Source organism: Achromobacter sp. 18P8.1.1, assembly GCF_057799415.1.
In genome coordinates this window covers 20,999-41,844 of record NZ_JBYOKH010000025.1, presented here as the reverse complement: position 1 = coordinate 41,844, position 20,846 = coordinate 20,999, and the positions used below count along the sequence as shown (strand labels likewise).

The following is a 20,846-nucleotide window of genomic DNA, read 5'->3' as shown; positions in this document are numbered from 1 at the left end:
ATGGCCATGACCACTGCCTCGAACCCGACGGCAAACGGCGCGAAAGCGCCTTTTGCCGTTCGGCGCAACAGCCCGGGCGTGCTGCCCGGATTCGGCATTTCCATGGGTTACGCGGTGCTGTACCTGAGCGTGCTCGTGCTGATTCCGCTGGCCGCCCTGCCGCTCAAGAGCGCCGAGCTGGGCTGGCAGGGATTCTGGGATGCCGTGACGGCGCCCCGCGTGCTGGCGTCGTATCAACTGACCTTCGGCGCGTCGCTGTTGGCCGCGCTGGTGAACCTGGTGTTCGGCACGGTGGTGGCCTGGGTGCTGGTGCGCTACCGCTTTCCCGGCAAGAAAATCCTGGACGCGCTGGTCGACCTGCCGTTCGCGCTGCCCACGGCCGTGGCGGGCATCGCGCTGACCGCGCTGTACTCCGAAAAAGGCTGGCTCGGGACGCCACTGTCGAAATGGTTTGACTTGAAAGTGGCGTTCACCCCGCTGGGCATCGTGATCGCCTTGATCTTCATCGGCGTGCCGTTCGTGGTGCGCACCGTGCAGCCCGTGCTGGAAGACGTCGAACGCGAGATCGAGGAAGCCGCCGCCAGCCTGGGCGCCAGCCGTTGGCAGACGATCCGCCGCGTGTTGCTGCCGACCATCCTGCCGGCGCTGATGACGGGCTTTGCGCTGGCCTTCGCACGCGCGGTGGGCGAGTACGGATCGGTGGTGTTCATCGCGGGCAACATGCCCATGGTGTCCGAGATCACGCCGCTGCTGATCATTTCCAAGCTGGAGCAGTTCGACTACGCCGGCGCCGCCGCCATCGCCACGGTGATGCTGGTGCTGTCGTTCGCGCTGCTGCTCGTCATCAACCTGCTGCAAGGCTGGCAGGCGCGCCGCAACCTGGGGAGGCTCGCATGAGCGCATCGGATCGTCCGGCACATTTGACCGAGCCGCGCTGGGTGCGCGGCATTCTGCTGTTCATCGCGCTGGGATTCCTGGCGCTGTTCCTGCTGGTGCCGTTGGCGGCAGTGTTCGCCGAGGCCTTCAAGAAGGGCTGGGAGCTCTACCTGGCCGCCATCGTCGAGCCGGACGCGTTGTCGGCGATCCGCCTGACGCTGCTGGTGGCCGCGATCGCCTTGCCGGTGAACCTGGTGTTCGGCGTGGCCGCCGCCTGGGCCATCACGAAGTTCCAGTTCCGCGGCAAGCAGTTCCTGATCACGCTGATCGACCTGCCGTTTTCGGTGTCGCCCGTGGTGGCCGGCCTGGTGTTCATCCTGCTGTTCGGCACGCAAGGCTGGCTGGGCGGCTGGTTGCAGGACCACGACTGGAAGATCGTCTACGCCGTGCCCGGCATCATCCTGGCCACGCTCTTCGTGACCTTTCCTTTTGTCGCGCGCGAACTGATCCCGCTGATGCAGGCGCAGGGTAGCGAAGAAGAGCAGGCCGCGTTGACGCTGGGCGCCAGTGGCTGGCAGATCTTCTGGCGCGTCACCCTGCCCAACATCAAGTGGGGCCTGTTGTACGGCGCCATCCTGTGCAATGCGCGGGCCATGGGCGAGTTCGGGGCGGTGTCGGTGGTGTCCGGGCAGATCCGGGGGCTCACCAACACGATGACCCTGCACGTAGAGATCCTCTACAACGAATACCAGTATTCCGCGGCGTTCGCGGTGGCCTCGCTGCTGGCGTTGCTGGCGCTGGTGACGCTCGTGGCCAAGAACGTGGTCGAGTGGCGCAACGCGCGCTTCCTGCGCGCCGCCGACCTGCCGGTCGAGTATCCCGGCGCGGGGACGGCAACCCTCAAGCCGGCCGTCGCCTGACGCGGCCGGTTCAGACGGAGACAAGCATGAGTATCGAAGTTCGCAATCTATCCAAGCAGTTCGGCCAGTTCCGCGCGCTGAATGACGTGTCGCTGCACATCGAAACGGGCGAGCTCGTGGCGCTGCTGGGGCCGTCCGGCTGCGGCAAGACCACGCTGCTGCGCATCATCGCGGGGCTGGAGGCGCCCGATTCCGGCAGTGTGCTGTTCGCCGGCGAAGACGCCACCTCGGTCGATGTGCGCCAGCGTCAGGTCGGCTTCGTGTTCCAGCACTATGCGCTGTTCAAGCACATGACGGTGTTCGAGAACGTCGCCTTCGGCCTGCGCGTGAAGCATCGCTCGCAGCGTCCTCCCGAAGACCAGATCCGCCGCAAGGTGCACGAACTGCTGACGCTGGTGCAGCTGGACTGGCTGGCGGACCGCTATCCGGCGCAACTGTCGGGCGGCCAGCGCCAACGCATTGCGCTGGCGCGCGCGCTGGCCGTCGAGCCGCGCGTGCTGCTGCTGGACGAGCCTTTCGGTGCGCTGGACGCCAAGGTGCGCAAGGAACTGCGGCGCTGGCTGCGCCGGTTGCACGACGAACTGAACGTGGCCAGCGTGTTCGTGACGCATGACCAGGAAGAGGCGCTGGAAGTGGCCGACCGCGTGGTGCTGATGAACGCCGGCCGCATCGAGCAGGTCGGCACGCCGCGCGAGGTCTGGGAGGGGCCGGCCACGCCGTTCGTCTACGGCTTCCTGGGCGATGTGAACCAATTGCAGGGCGTGGCCACGCGTGGGGTCTGGGAAGGCGCCGGCCTGTCGTTGCCGGCGCCCGAGCTGGCGCAGGCGGACGCCCAGCGCGCCACCGCCTATGTGCGCCCGCACGAGTTCGATATCGAGCGCTATCGGGCGGGCGGGGAGGGCATCGCGGTGCGCCTGTCGCACGCATATCTGGCAGGCCCCAGCGCCTATCTGGAACTGGCCCGCGAAGACTCCGACGCCATCATCGAGGCCGAGGTGCCCGAGTACCTGTATCGGGAACTGGACCTGCGCGACGGCGAGGCCTTGTTGGCCCGCCCGCGTCGCGCGCGCATCTTCGCGGTGCAGCCATGACCGTGATTTCCAACCGCTCTTCCGACATTGCCGCCGACCTGGATGCCGGGCTGGCCCGGCGCTGGCGCGAGCTGACCGAGCGCCTGGCGCAAGTCCAGCGCCGCTACCCCGATGCGGCGCTCGCGTCCTCGCTGGCGGCCGAAGACATGGTGCTGACGCACGCCATCTACGACTCGGGCCTGGACCTGGAAGTGTTCACGCTGGATACGGGCCGGCTGCATGCTGAAACGCTCGGCGTGCTGGATGCGGTGCAGGCGCGCTACGGGCGCAGCGTCACCGTGTACCGGCCCATTGCGGCCGCGGTGGATGCGCACGTGGCGGCGCACGGTGCGTATGCCTTCTACGAAAGCGTCGAACTGCGTAAAGCCTGTTGCCAGATCCGCAAGGTCGAGCCGCTCAAGCGCGCGCTGGCCGGGCGTGGCGCGTGGATTACCGGCCAACGCCGCCAGCAGTCCACGACGCGCGGCGAACTGCCGCTGGAAGAGCAGGACGCCACCTTCGGCCTCTACAAGTTCAACCCGCTGGCCGAGTGGAGCGAGGAAGAGGTGTGGGCCGTCATCCGCGCGCTGGACATCCCGTACAACCCCTTGCACGACCAGGGCTATCCGTCGATCGGGTGCGAACCCTGTACGCGCGCGATCCGTCCGGGCGAAGACCTGCGGGCGGGGCGCTGGTGGTGGGAGTCGTCGGACTCCAAGGAATGCGGCCTGCATGCGGGCAACCGAGTCATCAGTGTCGTGGCGCGCGGCGACTGAGGCCGGCCATGAATTCAAAATCTGTTTTAGGGGAATACCTATGTCTGCTGTGATCCAACGCAGCCACCTGGATTGGCTGGAATCGGAAGCGATATTCATCTTGCGCGAGGTCGCCGCCGAAAGCGAAAACCCCGTGTTGCTGTTTTCGGGCGGCAAGGACTCTGTGGTGCTGCTGCGCCTGGCCGAAAAGGCCTTCCGCCCCGGACGCTTTCCGTTCCCGCTCATGCACATCGATACGGGACATAACTTCGACGAAGTGATCGCCTTCCGCGATCAGCGCGCCGCTGAACTGGGCGAGAAGCTGATCGTGCGCAGCGTCGAAGACTCCATCAAGCGCGGCAGCGTGGTGCTGCGCCGCGAAACCGATTCGCGCAATGCGGCCCAGGCGGTGACGCTGCTGGAGGCCATCGAGGAGTTCGGATTCGACGCCTGCATCGGCGGCGCACGGCGCGATGAGGAAAAGGCGCGCGCCAAGGAACGCATCTTTTCGTTCCGTGACGAATTCGGCCAATGGGACCCCAAGGCGCAACGGCCGGAGCTGTGGAACCTGTTCAACACCCGCGTGCACCGCGGCGAGAACATGCGCGTCTTCCCGATTTCGAACTGGACCGAGCTGGACGTCTGGCAGTACATCCAGCGCGAACAACTGGCGCTGCCGTCGATCTATTTCAGCCATGAGCGCGAGGTGGTGCGCCGCAAGGGGCTGCTGGTGCCGGTCACGCGCCTGACGCCGCCGCAGGAAGGCGAGCAGGTCGAGCGCCTGCCGGTGCGGTTCCGCACCGTGGGCGACATCTCGTGCACGTGCCCGGTGGCCTCCGACGCCGCCGACACCGTCGCCATCATTGCCGAGACGGCGGTGACCGACATCACCGAGCGCGGCGCCACGCGCATGGACGACCAGACTTCCGAGGCCTCGATGGAGCGCCGCAAGAAGGAAGGTTATTTCTGAATGCAGTAACCGCCGGCTTCGGCCGGCGGCAGGGGAACACACATGAACGCACTGAATGACTCTTTTCTTTCCGGCGCCGGCAACGGCGTGCTGCGCCTGATCACGGCGGGCTCCGTCGACGACGGCAAGTCCACGCTGATCGGCCGCCTGCTGTATGACAGCAAGGGCGTGTTCGCCGACCAACTGGACGCGATCTCGCGCGCCAAGCATAAGCGCGTGGCGGGCGACGGCATAGATTTCTCGTTGCTGACCGACGGGCTGGAAGCCGAGCGGGAGCAGGGCATCACCATCGACGTGGCCTATCGCTACTTCTCCACGCCGACGCGCAAATTCATCATTGCCGACGCGCCAGGGCACGAGCAGTACACGCGCAACATGGTCACGGGGGCCTCGACGGCCGACGTCGCCGTCATCCTGATCGACGCGACGCGCGCCGCCGACGGCAAGTTGCTGGCCCAGACCAAGCGGCACAGCACCATCGCGCGCCTGCTGGGCATCCGGCACATCGTGGTGGCGGTCAACAAGATGGATCTGGTGGACTGGGACCGCGCTGTGTTCGAGCGCATCCGCGATGCCTATGCCGATCTGGCCGGCAAGCTGGGCTTCGCGCATTTCGATGCGCTGCCGCTGTCGGCGTTGAACGGCGACAACGTCGTCACGCTGTCGCCGAAGACGCCGTGGTACGAAGGCCAGCCCCTCTTGGCGCTGCTGGAATCGCTGGACCTGGCCAGTGATGGTCGCGCGCTGCCGTTGCGCTTTCCCGTGCAGTGGGTGGCGCGCCACGATGGCGACCGCAAGGATGATTTCCGCGGCTATGCGGGTCGCGTGGCCAGCGGCGTGGTGCGTCCGGGCGATGCGGTCACCGTGCAACCGTCGGGCGTGACGGCGGTGGTGCGCGAAGTGCGCGTCTTCGATCGCGTGCAGGAGGAAGCGGTGGCCGGAGACTCGGTGACGCTGGTGCTGGACCGCGACGTGGACGTGTCTCGCGGCGATGTGATCGTGCACACGGCTGCGCCCGCGCAAGTGGCGCGCGAGTTCGAAGCCGAGCTGTGCTGGCTGGATGCGCAGGCGTTGAATCCCGCGCGCAAGTACCTGCTGAAGTCCGGTACGCGATTGACGTCGGCGAAGATCCGCGCGGTGCTCTCGCATCGCGACATCCACGAATTGCAGGAGGTCGAGAACACCGAAGGCACCTTGCGCATGAACGACATCGGACGCGTGACATTCACCACGCGCGAGGCGTTGGCGGTCGATCGCTATGCCGATGTGCCGGCCACGGGAGCCTTCATCCTGATCGATGAGGCCACGCATCAGACCGCGGCGGCGGGCATGTTGCGCTGAAAGCTTGAACGGGCTGGAAAACAACGGATTTTCAGCCCGGATTTTGCTGTTGTTTTTCTTCCAAATCCAATTCTGCCGCGGCTCTCCGGGCCATATCGCCTGATGAAATCGATTTGTTCAGACGAGGCCCGCGTCTTGCGGTAAAGTGGGGCTGTCTTACGAAAAGGCTTTTGGTGCTTGTCAAAACCACTGTGTTTTTGTACAGTAGTTTTTATGGCACGCACCGATCATTCTTTTCCCGCCGGTTCTGGGTCCCCGGCTGCCGCCCCCGCCGCCTTGCGCGGTCGGGGTGCGGTTACTAATGTTCGGCATCGCTTTCAGCGCGATGACCGCGTGCAGGTCGATGACGGCTGGTCCGCGTCCGGTCTGCCGGCGGATTTCGTAGAGTCCGTCCCCGAATTTCCTTCCGATGCATCGTCCGCCGCACGGGTCATTCCGATCCTGCCGGATTCACGTCTTGCGCCTGCCGCCCCCAAAACCACGGTTACGGCCGAAGAAGCGCGCAAGATGCTGTCGCGCAATGATTCGCCCGATATTCCGTTTGATGTGGCCGTCAACCCATACCGGGGCTGCGAACATGGCTGCGTGTACTGCTACGCCCGGCCCACGCATTCCTACCTGGGGATGTCCCCCGGGCTGGACTTCGAAACCCGGCTGGTAGCCAAGGCCAATGCCGTGCAGGCATTGCGGGCTGAGCTCAGCCGCCCCGGTTACAAGCCGTCGCCCATCAACATCGGTTCTGCCACAGACGCCTACCAGCCCATCGAACGCGAATGGCGGCTGACGCGCGGCTTGCTCGAACTGATGCTGGAAACCCGGCATCCCCTCACCATCGTTACAAAGAACGCGTTGGTCGCCCGCGACGTGGACTTGCTGGCCGCGCTGGCCGAACAGAAGCTCGTGGTGGTCTACATGAGCATCACGTCTCTCGACGCCGGCATGGCCCGCACGCTGGAACCCCGCGCCGCCGCGCCTTGGCGCCGGCTGGAGACCGTGCGCACCCTGACCGAGGCCGGCGTGCCGGTGGGCGTGCTGGTGGCGCCGGTCATCCCGTTCATCAACGACGAATCCATGGAACACATCCTCCAGGAGTCCAAGGCGGCCGGCGCGGATTACGCCAGCTATACCGTCTTGCGCCTGCCGTGGGAGGTCAAGACCCTGTTCGAGGACTGGCTGAACGCCCATTTCCCCGACCGCGCCCAGCGCGTGCTGCACCGCATTGAAGACCTGCGCAATGGCCGCCGCAACGACCCGAATTTCGGCTCCCGCATGCGCGGCACCGGTATCTGGGCCGATCTGCTGCGCCAACGGTTCGCCGTGGCTACCCGAAAGCTCGGGCTGAACCGCCATCGGCTTGCCCTGGACTGCGACCGTTTCCAGCCGCCTCTGGCCCCGAATGCGACGCCGTCGCTGTTCGCCGCGGCCGCATCGGCCGCATCGGTCCCATCGGGTGCGTCCGCAGCGTCCTCTTCCGATTTTCAATCCCCGGTTGGCGCGCAAGCGTCTTCAGGGGTCCCCTTTTCTGATGGGTTGCCGGCGGTCAGCGGCGCAGTGGGCCGCGGTGCGCGCCAACTGCGCGCAATGGCCGCGGGCCAGTTGTCATTGTTCGATTGATCGCCGGTCGATACCGCGGTGCTCGCCGCGGCATGGAATCGTTTCTCCAAGGAGTTCCTATGAACACCGCTGATATTTCCGTCTTGTCGGACGAGCTTGCCGTCTCGCTGAACCCGCTGCGTCGCAGCGCGCATCGCGCCCGTGCGGTTTGCGCCAAGTTGGCGGGCCTGGCCATGCCCTGGGCCACGTCGTCGGCGGATGCCGAACCGCGTCACCGAGTGCGCCCGGGCTCCATGCCGGCCCGGTGGCCGTTCCCGCCGGCGCCGGTGGACGAAGGCGCCGCGGGCCAGGCGGCGGTGCTGCCGGTGTCGGCGCCGACGGTTCGCCCCGCTGCTCCGATGGCACCGGTGGTGACCAGCGTGCCTGCTGTGCCCGCCGTGCGCGAGCGCAGCCTGGGCAACGCCACGGTCGAACCCGTGACGTCCCAGGTCACCATGAAGGCCATGGTGATTGATGTGGTGATGGTGTTGGCTTGGGGCGCAATCATCCCCGGCCTGATGTGGCTGGGGGCGGCCGCGGGGTTCTAAGCGGCTAGAACCCGTGCCGAATGGCCGGGACGGTCTAGCTGGAACCCAGCAGAATGACGCCCGCCAAGATGGACAGGCAACCGGCAAGACGGCCGGGACCCACCTTTTCGCGCAGCAGGAACATGCCGGCCAAGGTGCCCAGCATCATGGACATTTCGCGTGCAGGGGCCACCAGGCTTAGCGGCGCGCCGTTGCGCAAGGCGTAGAGCACCAGGATGTATCCCAGCGGCGACAGCAGGCCCACGGCCAGCGCCAGATGCCAGTGCCCACGCATGGATTCCCAGGCCTGAGCGCGCCGGGCCGCCATGTGGGGGGTCATCATGACCGTGCGGGTCACACAGGTAAACCAGTCGAACAGCACCGGGCTGATCAGCAACACCTTGACGCCGTAGGCGTCCACCACGGTATAGGCCGCGATGAACAGGCCGATCACCACGCCCCAGCGCACCCCCACCCAGGCCTGCGCCTGCTTGAAGATGGCCAGCCGGCCCTGCGTCGCGATCAGCAGCACGCCGATCACCACGCACAGCATGCCGATGATGCCGGTGCTGGTGGCGGGTTCGCCCAGCAGCAAGAAGGCGCCGGTGGTGGAAAGCAGGGGCCCGGTGCCGCGGGCAATGGGGTACACCACAGACAGGTCGGCCACCTGATAACCGCGCTGCAGGCACAGGCTGTAGCCCAGATGCAACAAGCTGGACGTCAGGATGGCGGCCACGACGGGCCAGGTCCAGGTCATGCCGTCGTGCATCAGCACCCAGATCACCCAGGGCGCATACAGCACCGAAGCGCAGAGCCCGTACGCGAAGACGAACGGGGCGCCCACCATGGCCGCACGCTTGGCAAGCAGATTCCACGTTGCGTGGGCCATCGCCGCCAGGACGACCAATAACAGGGACGAATACGACATGTGGGAACAGCGTCAGATGACGTGTTTGTTACAGAAATGGCAAGGGTACAGCAAAGCCACCGGAAGGTCGCCATTCTACTAGACGCTCCGGCGAATTTTTGGTGTAGAATCATTGGTTTGCCAAATCTCATCCTCTGCTTGCGGTACGAGTATTGTGCGTTGACCCTTCGGGTTGCCGGCAATACACACGCGTAGTCAGCCCCGCGGTTTGCCCCAGTGGCGCGCCCCGATGGCCAGCTTCACGTGAACAACATCGAACGGCAAAAGTTTTAGTCCGCAAAGACATGATGATCTAGGAGTTCTAATGAACCTTATCGCTATCCTGGAACAGGAAGAAATTGCCCGTCTGACCGGCGGCCAAGCCAAGCCTGAATTTGCTCCTGGTGACACCGTCATCGTGAGCGTGAACGTCGTTGAAGGCACCCGCAAGCGCGTGCAGGCTTTCGAAGGCGTTGTCATCGCCAAGCGCAACCGCGGCCTGAACTCCGCGTTCACCGTGCGCAAGATTTCGTCGGGTGAAGCCGTGGAACGTACGTTCCAGCTGTACTCGCCGCAAATCGCCGGCATCGAAGTCAAGCGCCGCGGCGACGTGCGCCGCGCCAAGCTGTACTACCTGCGCAACCGCTCGGGCAAGTCGGCGCGTATCAAGGAAAAGCTGGTCAGCAAGCAAGCCCCGGCGGCTTGATCGCTTATCGGCACACGGCCCTACCAGTGTCGGACGTCCGCGCCATCCAGCGTTTCCGTCCGGCACAGGTTTCCGGGTTAAAAAGGCACCTGCGAGGGTGCCTTTTTCTTTTTGCAAAGCCGAATGTCTGATTCCTCGTATTCCGCGCGGCCCAGAAGGCCGCTCGCACGTCCCGGTTTCGACCCCGCGACGCAACCGTGGGTGGTGGCCAATGAGTCCTTGCCGGCCGTGCCCGCCAGCCTGCTGACCCCGGATTCTTTGCGGGGCACGCTCAGCCAGCCGTCCACCTGGACGCTGGAGCTTTCGCGTGACAATGACCTGCGCTATCCCGGCCGCGAAGGCACGCCTGTGCCCGCCGCCGTGTTGATTCCGCTGGTCACTCGCGACAACGGCGTGCACATCATGCTGACCCAGCGCGCCGCGCATCTGCATGACCATGCCGGCCAGATCAGCTTTCCCGGCGGACGCATCGAAACCAGCGATTCGACACCGGTGGCCGCCGCCCTGCGCGAGGCGCAGGAGGAAACGGGCCTGCCTGCCAACCATGTGGAAGTGCTGGGCAGCATGCCGCCGTACTTGACGGCGACGGGTTTTTCGATCATTCCGGTGGTGTCGCTGGTGCGCCCGGGTTTCGACCTGGCGCCCGATGCGTTCGAAGTGGCGGAAGTGTTCGAGGTGCCGCTGTCCTTCCTGATGGACCCCGCCAATCACCGCCTGTACGAAGCGCGGCTGGACGACGGGCGGGTGCGCAATTACTACGGCATGCCGTACGGCGACCATTTCATCTGGGGCGCGACTGCCGGCATGCTGCGCAACCTCTATCACCTGGTGCGCAACGGATTGCAGCCGCGCTGACCGCGCCTATCTTTACCGGGCCACCCGGCGCCCACCGCACGCCCAATAAGAACGGCCCCTCATCGGGGCCGTTTTTCATGCAGGCAGATCTTGTGCCGGCGGTCAGTAACGCTGCTGCCCGGCCAGGTTCTCTTCCAGGATACGTTCGTACAGCGCATAGCGCAGCGGATTGATCTGGCCTGCCTGTAATGCTGCCAGCACGCCGCAGCCCGGCTCCTGCCGGTGCGTGCAGTTGTAGAAGCGGCAGGCTTCGATGGGCTGCGTGAACTCCGGGAAGCCGCGGATGATGTCCTCGCGGGTCAGATGCTGCAAGCCGAATGCCTGGAATCCCGGAGAGTCGATCAGGTCGCCGCCCGGCGCCGGCAGGTGATACAGCCGCGTGCTGGTCGTGGTGTGCTTGCCCATGTCCAGCGCGGTGGAGTGTTCTCGCGTGGCGGCGCCGGCGGTGGGGATCAACGCATTGAGCAGCGTGGATTTGCCCATGCCGCTTTGACCCAGCAGCAGGTTGGTGCGGCCGGCCAGGTGCGGCGCCAGCAGGGTATGGACCTTTTCGGGCTCCAGTGCGCTCAGTTCGATGACGGGCACGCCGAGCGCTGCAATGGGCGCGAGGCGTGCACGCGCGGCGGGCAATTCATCGACCAGGTCGGTCTTGTTCAGGATGATGAGCGGCGAGATGCCTGCGCTCCAGGCGCCCGCAAGCGCCCGGCCGGTGAGGTCGTCCGAGAAGGTCGGGCGCACGGCGATCACGATCAGCAACTGGTCCACGTTGGACGCGAATTGCTTGGAGCGCATGTCATCCGAGCGGTACAGCAGGTTGCTGCGCGGCAGGATGGTGTCGATGGCGCCTTCATCGTTGCCCTGCGGCGTGATCTGCACGCGGTCGCCCACGGCGGCGCCGGCTTTCTTGCCGCGAGGGAAGCACTTGCGGGTCGAACCATCGGCCAGTTCCACGGTGTAGTGACGCCCGTGCGCCGCGATGATGCGGCCCTCGAGCCCGACCGCGGCGGCCGGGGCGCCCGCCGGCGCTTGGTTGGGAGGCTTCTTGCTGCTGTTGTTGCGGGCGTTCATGCGGCGCCCGCCATCAGGTGGCGGATGCGCTCGGCGGCGGGGGGATGGCTGTCGTAGAAGGCGGAGTGCACGGGGTCGGGGGTCAGCGTAGCGGCGTTGTCGTCGTAGAGTTTGACCAGCGCGGAGACCAGGCGTTCCGGCGAACTCTGCTCGGCCGCATAGCGGTCGGCTTCGAATTCGTCACGGCGCGAGTACCAGCTGGCCAGCGGCGTAAACATGAAAGTGAAAACGGGAATGACCAGGAAGAACAGCAGCAACGCCATGGCATCGTTGCGTCCGCCCAGTTGCGGCATGACGCCCAGGTCCACATAGAACCAGGGCTGTTGGGCGACCCATCCCAGGATGGCAAAAAAGCCCAATGCCATGGCGAAACTGAAAATGATGCGCTTGATGATGTGGCGTTTGGCGAAGTGGCCCAGTTCATGGGCCAGCACGGCTTCGATCTCATCGCCGTTCAAGCGGGCCAGCAAGGTGTCGAAGAACACGATGCGGCGCGACCGGCCAAAGCCCGTGAAATAGGCGTTGCCGTGGGCAGAGCGGCGCGAACCGTCCATCACGAACAGGCCATTGAGCGAAAAGCCGCAACGTTGCGCCAGGCGCTGGATGCGTCCTGCCAGGTCCGGGTCGGACAGCGGGGTGAACTTGTTGAACAGCGGCGCGACGAACATCGGGTAGATGATCAGGAGCGCCAGGTTGAACACGGTCCAAAGCGCCCACGCCCAGATCCACCAGTAGGCGCCCGCGCTCCCCATCAGCCACAGCACGGCGGCGGCCAGCGGCAAGCCCAGCACGGCGGCTACCAGCAGGCCCTTGGCGGCATCGGCGATGAAGAGCTCGGGCGTCATGCGGTTGAACCCGAAGCGCGCCTCAAGCTTGAATTGCCGCCATAGCGTGAACGGTAACCCCAGCACGCCCAGCAGCAACGCCACGGCGACCAGCAGCAACATCTGGCGCAGGAAGTCGTTGCTGGTAAGCTGGCCTATCATCAGGTCGATGAACTGCAGGCCGCCCATCAGCGTCAGGCACACCAGCAGGATCGCGTCGTAGGTGCGTTCCAGCATCCCCAGCTTGACCCGCGCCACCGTGTAATCCGCCGCGCGCTGGTGGCTGGACAGCCCGATCCGGTGGGAGAATTCCGCAGGCACCTGGTCGCGGTTGCGAATGACGTGGCGGATCTGGCGTGTGGCCAGCCACAGGCGCACGGCAATATCGGTCAGCAGGAAAGCAACGAACAGCAATGTGAACATGGGCGAAGCGGTCGGCTCAAGAAGGATGTGCGAAAATCGCGCGTTTTATAGGCAAATTATATGGCTGTGAACGAAAATCGCCTGGTTTGGCTCGACATGGAAATGACGGGCCTGGAACCTGAGAAAGAACGCATCATCGAGGTGGCCGTCGTGGTGACGGAGCCTGATCTGACGGTCGTGGCCGAAGGCCCCGTGCTGGTGATCCACCAGCCCGACAGCCTGCTTGACGCCATGGACAACTGGAACAAATCCACTCACGGCAAGAGCGGCCTGATCGACAAGGTCAAGGCATCGACGGTGTCCGAGGCGCAGGCAGAGGATACGCTGTTGGCGTTTCTTGCGCAGCATGTGCCGGCCGGTAAATCGCCGTTGTGCGGCAACACCATCAGCCAGGACCGCCGCTTCATGTTTGCTTACATGCCGCGCCTGGAACAGTTCTTCCATTACCGCAACCTGGATGTCAGCACGCTGAAGGAATTGGCGCGCCGCTGGGCGCCGGCCGTGTACAAGGGTTTCGAGAAGAAGAGCCGCCACGAAGCGCTGGCGGACATCTACGAATCCATCGACGAACTCAAGTACTACCGCGAGCACTTCCTGAAGGTGTAAGCGGCAGGCAGGGCCGCGGCGTAAACTGGGTAAGCCCCATCCGCCGCGCCTTCGCCATGCCGTCTTATCCTATTGCCCAGATTCGCCGCGCCGAACAGCTTGCCCTGGCTTCCGGGCGGGCGCTGATGCCGTTGGCTGGTCGGGCTGCCGCCGAATTCATCGCTGCCCGCTTTCCTCCTGACCGTACCGTCCTGGCCCTGGCCGGCCCCGGCAATAACGGGGGCGATGCCCTGGAGGCGGCCGCACGCCTGCTTGCCTTGGGGTATGCAGTGAAAGTGCTGTTGCCGTCGGACCCGGACCGTTTTCCCCCCGATGCCGCCCGCGCCTGGGCGGGCTGGCTTTCTGCCGGCGGACAGACGCAGACCGCGCTGACGCCCGGCGACATTCCCGACATCGTCATTGACGGCCTGTTCGGTATCGGCCTGAACCGGCCGCTGGACGCGGACTGGCAAGCGCTGGTTGATACCGTCAACAGCTGGAATGTCCCGGTGCTGGCGCTGGATGTGCCCAGCGGCATCGACGCCGACACCGGTGCGGCACTGGGGCGGCCGATCCAGGCGCACTGGACGCTGTCCTTCATTGCCGCTACAGCCGGGCTGACGCGCCCCGGCCCCGGCCAGATCTCAGCCGGCGAACGCCATGTCGACACGTTGGGAGTGACCCTGTCGCCGGACGCCTGACGGCTGTTTATGCCGGCCGTCCGCCGAAGCGCGCCGCGATGTCGCCCGCCAGCGGGGCATACCGCTCGTTGTCCTGCCCGGCCAACGCCTCCAGATGCGTTTCCGACGCGTCGAACACCTTCCAGTAGATCCGCCCGCAGAGTTCACGCGCGGCATGGCCGGGCCAGTTGTCGGGCAGCATCGGGCCGGGCAGTTGCGGATCGTGCAGGACGATTCGGCGCCAATTGTGCAGCAGCATGACGCGTACAACGAACGCTTCCGACGGCGAGGGCGGTTCTTCCAGCAGTTTTTCCAGCGGGCCGAAGTTGCGCGAGAACTGCCGGTATTGCTCAGCCACGTCGTCCAGGTTCCAGCATTGCGAAGCCAGGCTGGCAATCGGCAGGCCACCTGCGCCGGCCAGGTCGCGCGCGGACAGCACCAGCGCCCGGTCCGGGATGCCGAGCTTTTCAAGGATGTCGTGCGCCGCCCGCGCCTCCGTGTGCGGATGGGCGAACAGCCCGGGGGCGATCATGCCGAAGCCTTCCCAGACCAGCTCCCGGCGCAATTCCGCCCGCTCGGCCAGGCCGTTGCCGGTACGCGGCAGCGCGACCAGCGTCCATTCCCCGTTCCAGTCTTGCGCCGCGCCTTCGTAGATGCGCTGCGAGGCATGCGCGGTATGGCGCAGCCCTTGTTCGGAAATCAGGTAAAGGCTGCGGCGCCCATGGCGTTCGGACTGCAGCCAGTTCTGGGCGACCAGCCGGAAGACGCTGGTGCGCAGGAGCCGTTCATTGATGCCCAGCGGCGCCAGCAGCGCGATCAGGTCGCCCAACCAGATGGCGCCGCCATGGGGGGCGAGCGCGTCCCCCAGCAAGCTGACGCACAGGGATTTGGCGCGGGGCGGATCGCTTTTCAATAAGCGGGACAGGAAGCGGTCCAGGGGCGAATGAGGGTTTGCCATAAGGGGGGCCGCAAACGGCCGATATCGGGATCCGCAATATGATACATAAATCCAATGTGATACAGATTTGAGTTTGACAATGGTTTTTTTGTATTAAATAATCCACCTATGACATGACGGCACTGCGCAACGTTTGCTTTGCGTTTTCGCAAACCGTCTCTAGGAGACAAACATGTACGCTCAACTCGTCGAAACCGGCGTCAAGCAGGTCAAGACCGCGGACCAGCTCGAAGGCCGCGAACAGACGTTCCAGCGCCGCATTGACGACGGCGTGCGCATCGAGGCCAAGGACTGGATGCCGGACGCCTACCGCAAGACGCTGGTGCGCCAGATCTCGCAGCACGCGCATTCGGAAATCGTCGGGATGCTCCCGGAAGGCAACTGGATCAGTCGCGCCCCGTCGCTCAAGCGCAAGGCCATTCTGCTGGCCAAGGTGCAGGACGAAGCGGGCCATGGGCTGTACCTGTACAGCGCTGCGGAAACGCTGGGCGTGTCGCGCGACGACCTGATCGACGACCTGCATGCCGGCCGCGCCAAGTACTCCAGCATCTTCAATTACCCCACACTCAGCTGGGCCGACATCGGCATGATCGGCTGGCTGGTCGACGGCTCGGCCATCATCAACCAGATCCCCCTGTGCCGCTGTTCCTACGGCCCGTACGCGCGGGCCATGGTGCGCGTCTGTAAGGAAGAGTCCTTCCACCAGCGCCAGGGCTACGACCTGCTGATGCAGATGTGCCTGCACGGCACGCCCGAACAGAAGGCGATGGTGCAGGACTCGCTGAACCGCTGGTGGTGGCCCGCGCTGATGATGTTCGGCCCGTCGGACGCCGACTCGCCCAACAGCGCCCAGTCCATGGCCTGGAAGATCAAGCTCTTCTCCAATGACGAGCTGCGCCAGAAGATGGTCGACCAGACCGTGCCCCAGGCCGAATACCTGGGCCTCACCGTGCCGGATCCCGATTTGAAGTGGAACGCCGAGCGCGGCCACTATGACTTCGGCGAGATCGACTGGAGCGAGTTCTACGCGGTGCTCAAGGGCAACGGCCCGTGCAACCGGGAACGCCTGGCCGCGCGCGTCAAGGCGCACGAGGACGGTGCCTGGGTGCGCGACGCACTCGTCGCCTATGCGGACAAGCAGGCGCAGCGCAAGGCCGCCTGATGAACTCGACCCCGAAGCGCTGCGCGCTGCTCCTTTGAAGGGGCGCCGCTGCGAACCGGCCAAGCCGGCTCCGCGCGGCCGCGCCGGCGCTCCGATAGCCGAGTTTCCAGGTTCATTCTTCCAACCATTGCAAATCAGGGCGCGCGGTGCGCGCCCCGTATTCCAAGGATATCCATCATGAGCAAAGACTGGCCTTTGTGGGAAGTGTTCATCCGCAGCCAGCACGGCCTGGCGCACAAGCACGTCGGCAGCCTGCATGCATCTGACGCCGAAATGGCGATCAACCACGCCCGTGACGTCTATACCCGCCGCAATGAAGGCCTGAGCATCTGGGTCGTGCGCGCCTCCGATATCTCGGCCAGCAGCCCCGGTGACAAGGAACCTCTGTTCGAACCGGCCAACAGCAAGGTCTACCGGCATCCCACGTTTTTCCCGATGCCCGAAGAAATCAAGCACATGTAAGGCGGCGGGGGAGACATGGACAAGACTCTGTTTGAATACCTGCTGCGCCTCGGCGATTCGTCGCTGATCCTGTCGCAGCGCCTGGGCGCCTGGACGGGCCACGGCCCCATCCTGGAAGAAGACCTCGCGCTGACCAACACCGCGCTGGACCTGCTGGGCCAGGCTCGCATGTGGCTGACGCTGGCCGGCGAAGTCGAAGGCGCAGGTCGCGACGAAGACGCGCTGGCCTACCACCGCGACGCGCACCAGTTCCACAACGTGCTGCTGGTCGAACGCGCCAACGGCAACTATGCCGACACGATGGCGCGCCAGTTCCTGTTCGACGTGTGGCACTACTTCCTCTTGCAGCGCCTGGAGCAATCCTCTGACGAACGCGTGGCCGGCATCGCCGCCAAGTCGATCAAGGAAGTGACCTATCACGTGCGCCGTTCGTCGGACATGGTGGTTCGCCTGGGCGACGGCACGGCAGAAAGCCACGCCAAGATGCAGGCCGCCATCGACGACGCCTGGCGCTTCACCGGTGAACTATTCGCCGACGACGCCGTGGATCAGGACGTGGCTGCCCGCGGCATCGGCTGTGAGCTGTCCGCCTTGCGCCAGCCTTGGCTCGCCCACGTGCGGGAAGTGCTGGAAGAAGCCACGCTGACCGTGCCGGACGAAACCGCCGCCAACCATCTGGCCTACCGCGGTGGACGCCAGGGCAAGCACACCGAAGAACTCGGCTACGTGCTGGCAGAAATGCAGTACCTGCCGCGCGCCTATCCAGGAGCCACGTGGTGAACGCGCTGGCGCCCATTTCCGCCGACCAGGTCTATGCCTGGCTGCAAGAGGTTCCCGATCCGGAGATCCCCGTGCTGTCCGTGGTGGATCTGGGCGTGGTGCGGGACGTCTCCTGGGATGGCGAGGCCTGTGTCGTGGTCATCACGCCCACGTACTCAGGCTGCCCGGCCATGCGCGAGATCACGCAGGACATCCAGCAGACGCTGGCACGCCACGGCATCGACGAGGTCCGTGTCGAAACCCGCCTGGCGCCCGCCTGGACGACCGACTGGATGAGCGAGAAGGGGCGCGAAGCGCTCAAGGGCTACGGCATCGCCGCGCCCGCCGAACGCGCCATCGACATCTCGGGCATCAGCCGCCGCGCCGTCGCGCCCGCCATCGCCTGCCCGCGCTGCGGTTCGCGCGATACGCGGATGGTCAGCAACTTCGGGTCCACGTCATGCAAGGCGCTGTATCGCTGCGTCGCTTGCCGCGAACCCTTCGATTATTTCAAGACTCACTGAGAGCGGTTTCGAGATGAGCCAGAACCAATTTCATTCGTTGAAGGTGGCCTCGGTGGCGCGCAATACGCGCGATGCCGTCGTCGTGACCTTCGATCTGCCCGACACGCTGACCAAGGAATTCGCTTTCCTGCCCGGCCAGTACCTGACCCTGCGCACCCAGCTGAACGGCGAAGAGCTGCGCCGCTCATATTCGATCTGTTCGGCGCCGCACGACAAGCTGCTGCGCGTGGCGATCAAGAAAGTGGACGAAGGCACGTTCTCCAGCTGGGCCAACCAGGAACTGCAGCCTGGCCAGACGCTGGAAGTCATGGCGCCGGCGGGCAATTTCACGGTCGATTTCTCGCCCGAGAACAAGCGCCACTACGTGGCCTTTGCGGTGGGCAGCGGCATCACACCGGTGTTTTCGCTGGTCAAGACCGCGCTGTCCATCGAACCGGGCAGCAAGTTCACGCTGTTCTTCGGCAACCGCGCTTCCTCGGCGGTGCTCTTTCGCGAAGAGATCGAAGACCTGAAGAACCTGTACATGGACCGCTTCTCGCTGGTCTACGTGATGAGCCGCGAATCCCAGGACATCGAACTGTTCAACGGCCGCCTGGACGGCGACAAGGTTGACCAGCTGATGTCGGCCTGGATGAGCCCCGAAGATATCGATTACGCTTTTGTCTGTGGCCCGCAGACCATGACGGAAAGCGTGGTCGAGCGCCTGCAGGCCCGCGGTATTCCGAAGTCGAACATCAAGTTCGAGCTGTTCGGCGCGCCCAAGGGGCCGCGTGCGCTGCGCACCGGTCACGAGGCCCGCCAGGCGCCCGGCAAGGGCCAGTGCGAAGTCACCGTGGTGCAGGACGGCCATAGCCGCAAGTTCGTCATTGAAAAGAATAAAGACAGCGTGCTGGACTCGGCGCTGGCGCAAGGGATCGAGTTGCCGTATTCGTGCAAGGGCGGGGTGTGTTCCACCTGCCGTTGCAAAGTGGTCGAGGGCGAAGTGGACATGGATGCCAACTTCGCGCTGGAAGACTACGAAGTGGCGCGCGGTTTCGTCCTGAGCTGCCAGAGCTTCCCGGTCAGCGACCGCCTGGTCATCGACTTCGACCAGGAAACCTGACCCGGCGCGCGCCAGGCAGACCTACCTAATTCATTGGAGAGACACAGTGTCCCAGAAATTCTTCGAACGCCATCAGCCCCTGCTGGAACAATCCCTGGCGGCCGCCGCGCTGCGCGGCTACTGGAGCCCGTTTGCCGAATCGCCCAGCCCCCGCAACTATGGCGAGACCGCCAACGACGACGGCCGTGCCGCCTTCGAAGCGCTCAAGGGCAAGCCGTTCCCGCTGAACCTGCATGACGCCGACGGCACCGTGGGCGGCGAGAAATCCCCCTACGGCTTCGACCTGGGCATCACGTATCCGCACGTGCCCGTCGACAAGCTGATCGCCGCCTCCAAGCGCGCCCTGGAAGACTGGCGCCGCGCCGGTCCGCAGGCGTGGGTGGGTGTGTCGCTGGAGATCCTGGCGCGCCTGAACAAGCTCAGCTTCGAGATCGCCTACGCGGTCCAGCACACCACCGGCCAGGGCTTCATGATGGCCTTCCAGGCCGGCGGCCCGCACGCGCAGGACCGCGGCTTCGAGGCCGTGACCTACGCCTGGCAGGAAATGTCGCGCATTCCTGGCGTGGCCATCTGGGAAAAGCCGCAGGGCAAGAATGACCCGATCCGCATGGAAAAGCAGTTCACCGTCGTGCCGCGCGGCGTCGCGCTGGTAATCGGCTGCTCGACCTTCCCGACCTGGAACGGCTACCCCGGCCTGTTCGCCAGCCTGGCCACCGGCAACACCGTCATCGTGAAGCCGCACCCGGGCGCGATCCTGCCGCTGGCCATCACCGTCAAGGTGGCGCGCGAAGTGCTGCAGGAAGCGGGCTTCGATCCCGACGTCGTGCTGCTGGCCGCGCACGAAGCGGGCGATGACACTGCGCAGAAGCTGGCGCTGGACCCGGCCGTCAAGATCGTCGATTTCACCGGCAGCACCGCCAACGGCGACTGGCTGGAAAACAACGCCCGCCAGGCGCTGGTCTACACCGAGAAGGCCGGTGTCAACCAGGTCATCATCGATTCCACGGCCGACCTGAAGGGCGTGGCGCGCAACCTGGCGTTTTCGCTGGCTCTGTATTCCGGCCAGATGTGCACGGCGCCGCAAAACATCTACGTGCCGCGCGACGGCATCAACACCCCGGAAGGTCGCGTCAGCTTCGATGACGTCGCCGCCGCCCTGGGCGTGGCGCTTGAGAAAGTCAGCGCCGACGCCGCGCGCGCCGTTGAACTGACCGGCGCGATCCAGAACGAAGGCATCGTCGAGCGCATCGAACGCGCCCGCGCGCTCGGGCTGCCGGTCGTGGCCGACAGCAAGACGCTCGTACACCCGCAATTCGAAAACGCCCGCGTCCGCACGCCGCTGCTGCTGCGCACGGAAGCCGGCAATGCCGCCATCGCCCAGGAATGGTTCGGTCCCATCGCGTTCGTGGTGGCCACCGATTCCACTGCGCACAGCATCCAGCTGGCGCGCGACAGCGTCATCCAGCACGGCGCGCTGTCGCTGTCCGCCTACACGACGGATGCGCAGGTGGCCGAGCAGGTGCAGGACGCGGCCGAAGTCTCCGGCGTGTCGCTGTCGCTCAACCTGACGGGCGCCGTGTTCGTCAATCAGACCGCGGCCTTCAGCGACTTCCATGGCACCGGCGCCAATCCGGCCGCCAATGCGGCGCTGTCCGACGCGGCTTTCGTGTCGAACCGATTCCGCGTGGTGCAAACCCGCCGTCATATTTAAGCCCCCGAAGCGCTACGCGCTTCCCTCTCGAGGGGGGCGCCGCTGCGGCCCGGATAGGGCGTTACCGA

22 protein-coding genes are annotated in these 20,846 nt (G+C 65.3%); 18 read left to right on the top strand and 4 right to left on the bottom strand.

Going from position 1 to position 20,846, the window contains the following annotated elements; all coding sequences use genetic code 11:
* Positions 1 to 6 precede the first annotated feature (6 nt).
* The 8 genes from cysT to AC27VE_RS16985 all read left to right on the top strand — a co-directional run bounded on the left by cysT (position 7) and on the right by AC27VE_RS16985 (position 8,073).
* Entirely contained in the window at positions 7 to 897 is an 891-nt protein-coding gene (cysT, locus tag AC27VE_RS17020) for a sulfate ABC transporter permease subunit CysT (protein WP_488704504.1), read from the top strand.
* Positions 894 to 1,796, top strand: coding sequence for a sulfate ABC transporter permease subunit CysW (gene cysW, locus AC27VE_RS17015; RefSeq protein ID WP_488704503.1), 903 nt, complete (start codon positions 894 to 896; stop codon positions 1,794 to 1,796). The genes cysT and cysW overlap by 4 nt, the downstream gene beginning before the upstream one ends.
* Before the next feature lie 26 nt (positions 1,797 to 1,822).
* The gene (locus AC27VE_RS17010; protein ID WP_088590182.1) at positions 1,823 to 2,887 is read left to right on the top strand and encodes a sulfate/molybdate ABC transporter ATP-binding protein; all 1,065 of its coding nucleotides are present in this window, start codon (positions 1,823 to 1,825) and stop codon (positions 2,885 to 2,887) included.
* On the top strand, positions 2,884 to 3,642 hold the full coding sequence (locus tag AC27VE_RS17005; protein ID WP_488704502.1) for a phosphoadenylyl-sulfate reductase: 759 nt from the start codon (positions 2,884 to 2,886) through the stop codon (positions 3,640 to 3,642). The genes AC27VE_RS17010 and AC27VE_RS17005 overlap by 4 nt, the downstream gene beginning before the upstream one ends.
* A 40-nt stretch (positions 3,643 to 3,682) precedes the next feature.
* On the top strand, positions 3,683 to 4,591 hold the full coding sequence (gene cysD / locus AC27VE_RS17000; RefSeq protein ID WP_488704501.1) for a sulfate adenylyltransferase subunit CysD: 909 nt from the start codon (positions 3,683 to 3,685) through the stop codon (positions 4,589 to 4,591).
* Between the two features lie 42 nt (positions 4,592 to 4,633).
* Entirely contained in the window at positions 4,634 to 5,932 is a 1,299-nt protein-coding gene (locus AC27VE_RS16995; protein WP_488704500.1) for a sulfate adenylyltransferase subunit 1, read from the top strand.
* Positions 5,933 to 6,145: 213 nt separating this feature from the next.
* Positions 6,146 to 7,546, top strand: coding sequence for a PA0069 family radical SAM protein (locus AC27VE_RS16990; protein ID WP_488704499.1), 1,401 nt, complete (start codon positions 6,146 to 6,148; stop codon positions 7,544 to 7,546).
* Between the two features lie 59 nt (positions 7,547 to 7,605).
* Positions 7,606 to 8,073, top strand: coding sequence for a hypothetical protein (locus AC27VE_RS16985; RefSeq protein ID WP_488704498.1), 468 nt, complete (start codon positions 7,606 to 7,608; stop codon positions 8,071 to 8,073).
* 34 nt (positions 8,074 to 8,107) lie between these two features.
* Here the strand turns inward: AC27VE_RS16985 and AC27VE_RS16980 are convergent, their stop codons facing one another.
* The gene (locus AC27VE_RS16980) at positions 8,108 to 8,980 is read right to left on the bottom strand and encodes an EamA family transporter (protein WP_488704497.1); all 873 of its coding nucleotides are present in this window, start codon (positions 8,978 to 8,980) and stop codon (positions 8,108 to 8,110) included.
* Positions 8,981 to 9,284: 304 nt separating this feature from the next.
* Here AC27VE_RS16980 and rplS point away from each other — a divergent pair, with 304 nt between their 5' ends.
* Together rplS and AC27VE_RS16970 are read left to right on the top strand one after the other, a co-directional pair.
* Positions 9,285 to 9,665 carry a 50S ribosomal protein L19 gene (rplS, locus tag AC27VE_RS16975; protein WP_054423686.1) on the top strand — a complete coding sequence of 127 codons (381 nt, stop codon included), beginning with the start codon at positions 9,285 to 9,287 and terminating at the stop codon, positions 9,663 to 9,665.
* A gap of 123 nt (positions 9,666 to 9,788) precedes the next feature.
* On the top strand, positions 9,789 to 10,520 hold the full coding sequence (locus AC27VE_RS16970) for a CoA pyrophosphatase (protein ID WP_035213221.1): 732 nt from the start codon (positions 9,789 to 9,791) through the stop codon (positions 10,518 to 10,520).
* A 102-nt stretch (positions 10,521 to 10,622) separates the two neighbouring features.
* Here the strand turns inward: AC27VE_RS16970 and rsgA are convergent, their stop codons facing one another.
* Both rsgA and AC27VE_RS16960 read right to left on the bottom strand, forming a co-directional pair.
* Complete coding sequence (gene rsgA / locus AC27VE_RS16965; RefSeq protein WP_006225117.1) at positions 10,623 to 11,588, bottom strand: ribosome small subunit-dependent GTPase A; 966 nt, start codon at positions 11,586 to 11,588, stop codon at positions 10,623 to 10,625.
* Entirely contained in the window at positions 11,585 to 12,835 is a 1,251-nt protein-coding gene (locus AC27VE_RS16960) for a M48 family metallopeptidase (protein WP_488704496.1), read from the bottom strand. Before AC27VE_RS16960 ends, rsgA begins: the two co-directional genes overlap by 4 nt.
* A gap of 60 nt (positions 12,836 to 12,895) precedes the next feature.
* Between AC27VE_RS16960 and orn the strand changes: the two genes are divergently transcribed.
* Together orn and AC27VE_RS16950 are read left to right on the top strand one after the other, a co-directional pair.
* On the top strand, positions 12,896 to 13,441 hold the full coding sequence (gene orn / locus AC27VE_RS16955) for an oligoribonuclease (protein WP_006225115.1): 546 nt from the start codon (positions 12,896 to 12,898) through the stop codon (positions 13,439 to 13,441).
* A gap of 56 nt (positions 13,442 to 13,497) precedes the next feature.
* On the top strand, positions 13,498 to 14,121 hold the full coding sequence (locus tag AC27VE_RS16950) for an NAD(P)H-hydrate epimerase (protein WP_488704495.1): 624 nt from the start codon (positions 13,498 to 13,500) through the stop codon (positions 14,119 to 14,121).
* 7 nt (positions 14,122 to 14,128) lie between these two features.
* Here AC27VE_RS16950 and paaX read toward each other — a convergent pair whose 3' ends face one another.
* Positions 14,129 to 15,058 carry a phenylacetic acid degradation operon negative regulatory protein PaaX gene (gene paaX / locus AC27VE_RS16945; protein WP_488704494.1) on the bottom strand — a complete coding sequence of 310 codons (930 nt, stop codon included), beginning with the start codon at positions 15,056 to 15,058 and terminating at the stop codon, positions 14,129 to 14,131.
* 172 nt (positions 15,059 to 15,230) lie between these two features.
* Here paaX and paaA point away from each other — a divergent pair, with 172 nt between their 5' ends.
* The 6 genes from paaA (at position 15,231) to paaN (ending at position 20,778) form a co-directional block, all read left to right on the top strand.
* A complete protein-coding gene (paaA, locus tag AC27VE_RS16940; RefSeq protein ID WP_315135141.1) occupies positions 15,231 to 16,220 on the top strand; it encodes a 1,2-phenylacetyl-CoA epoxidase subunit PaaA in 990 nt (329 codons plus the stop codon).
* 177 nt (positions 16,221 to 16,397) lie between these two features.
* Positions 16,398 to 16,682: a 1,2-phenylacetyl-CoA epoxidase subunit PaaB gene (paaB, locus tag AC27VE_RS16935; protein ID WP_006225111.1), complete on the top strand. Its 285-nt coding sequence runs from the start codon at positions 16,398 to 16,400 to the stop codon at positions 16,680 to 16,682.
* Between the two features lie 15 nt (positions 16,683 to 16,697).
* The gene (gene paaC / locus AC27VE_RS16930) at positions 16,698 to 17,462 is read left to right on the top strand and encodes a 1,2-phenylacetyl-CoA epoxidase subunit PaaC (protein WP_427957275.1); all 765 of its coding nucleotides are present in this window, start codon (positions 16,698 to 16,700) and stop codon (positions 17,460 to 17,462) included.
* A complete protein-coding gene (gene paaD / locus AC27VE_RS16925) occupies positions 17,459 to 17,965 on the top strand; it encodes a 1,2-phenylacetyl-CoA epoxidase subunit PaaD (protein WP_488704493.1) in 507 nt (168 codons plus the stop codon). Before paaC ends, paaD begins: the two co-directional genes overlap by 4 nt.
* A 13-nt stretch (positions 17,966 to 17,978) precedes the next feature.
* Positions 17,979 to 19,067, top strand: coding sequence for a 1,2-phenylacetyl-CoA epoxidase subunit PaaE (paaE, locus tag AC27VE_RS16920; protein WP_488704492.1), 1,089 nt, complete (start codon positions 17,979 to 17,981; stop codon positions 19,065 to 19,067).
* 46 nt (positions 19,068 to 19,113) lie between these two features.
* Positions 19,114 to 20,778 carry a phenylacetic acid degradation protein PaaN gene (gene paaN / locus AC27VE_RS16915; protein ID WP_454676366.1) on the top strand — a complete coding sequence of 555 codons (1,665 nt, stop codon included), beginning with the start codon at positions 19,114 to 19,116 and terminating at the stop codon, positions 20,776 to 20,778.
* Positions 20,779 to 20,846 lie beyond the last annotated feature (68 nt).

Bases quoted from the DNA above. Each gene is read 5' to 3' on its own strand.
- cysT (WP_488704504.1), top strand. From the start codon at position 7: ATGACCACTGCCTCGAACCCGACGGCAAACGGCGCGAAAGCGCCTTTT.
- cysW (WP_488704503.1), top strand. From the start codon at position 894: ATGAGCGCATCGGATCGTCCGGCACATTTGACCGAGCCGCGCTGGGTG.
- AC27VE_RS17010 (WP_088590182.1), top strand. From the start codon at position 1,823: ATGAGTATCGAAGTTCGCAATCTATCCAAGCAGTTCGGCCAGTTCCGC.
- AC27VE_RS17005 (WP_488704502.1), top strand. From the start codon at position 2,884: ATGACCGTGATTTCCAACCGCTCTTCCGACATTGCCGCCGACCTGGAT.
- cysD (WP_488704501.1), top strand. From the start codon at position 3,683: ATGTCTGCTGTGATCCAACGCAGCCACCTGGATTGGCTGGAATCGGAA.
- AC27VE_RS16995 (WP_488704500.1), top strand. From the start codon at position 4,634: ATGAACGCACTGAATGACTCTTTTCTTTCCGGCGCCGGCAACGGCGTG.
- AC27VE_RS16990 (WP_488704499.1), top strand. From the start codon at position 6,146: ATGGCACGCACCGATCATTCTTTTCCCGCCGGTTCTGGGTCCCCGGCT.
- AC27VE_RS16985 (WP_488704498.1), top strand. From the start codon at position 7,606: ATGAACACCGCTGATATTTCCGTCTTGTCGGACGAGCTTGCCGTCTCG.
- AC27VE_RS16980 (WP_488704497.1), bottom strand. From the start codon at position 8,980: ATGTCGTATTCGTCCCTGTTATTGGTCGTCCTGGCGGCGATGGCCCAC.
- rplS (WP_054423686.1), top strand. From the start codon at position 9,285: ATGAACCTTATCGCTATCCTGGAACAGGAAGAAATTGCCCGTCTGACC.
- AC27VE_RS16970 (WP_035213221.1), top strand. From the start codon at position 9,789: ATGTCTGATTCCTCGTATTCCGCGCGGCCCAGAAGGCCGCTCGCACGT.
- rsgA (WP_006225117.1), bottom strand. From the start codon at position 11,588: ATGAACGCCCGCAACAACAGCAGCAAGAAGCCTCCCAACCAAGCGCCG.
- AC27VE_RS16960 (WP_488704496.1), bottom strand. From the start codon at position 12,835: ATGTTCACATTGCTGTTCGTTGCTTTCCTGCTGACCGATATTGCCGTG.
- orn (WP_006225115.1), top strand. From the start codon at position 12,896: ATGGCTGTGAACGAAAATCGCCTGGTTTGGCTCGACATGGAAATGACG.
- AC27VE_RS16950 (WP_488704495.1), top strand. From the start codon at position 13,498: ATGCCGTCTTATCCTATTGCCCAGATTCGCCGCGCCGAACAGCTTGCC.
- paaX (WP_488704494.1), bottom strand. From the start codon at position 15,058: ATGGCAAACCCTCATTCGCCCCTGGACCGCTTCCTGTCCCGCTTATTG.
- paaA (WP_315135141.1), top strand. From the start codon at position 15,231: ATGTACGCTCAACTCGTCGAAACCGGCGTCAAGCAGGTCAAGACCGCG.
- paaB (WP_006225111.1), top strand. From the start codon at position 16,398: ATGAGCAAAGACTGGCCTTTGTGGGAAGTGTTCATCCGCAGCCAGCAC.
- paaC (WP_427957275.1), top strand. From the start codon at position 16,698: ATGGACAAGACTCTGTTTGAATACCTGCTGCGCCTCGGCGATTCGTCG.
- paaE (WP_488704492.1), top strand. From the start codon at position 17,979: ATGAGCCAGAACCAATTTCATTCGTTGAAGGTGGCCTCGGTGGCGCGC.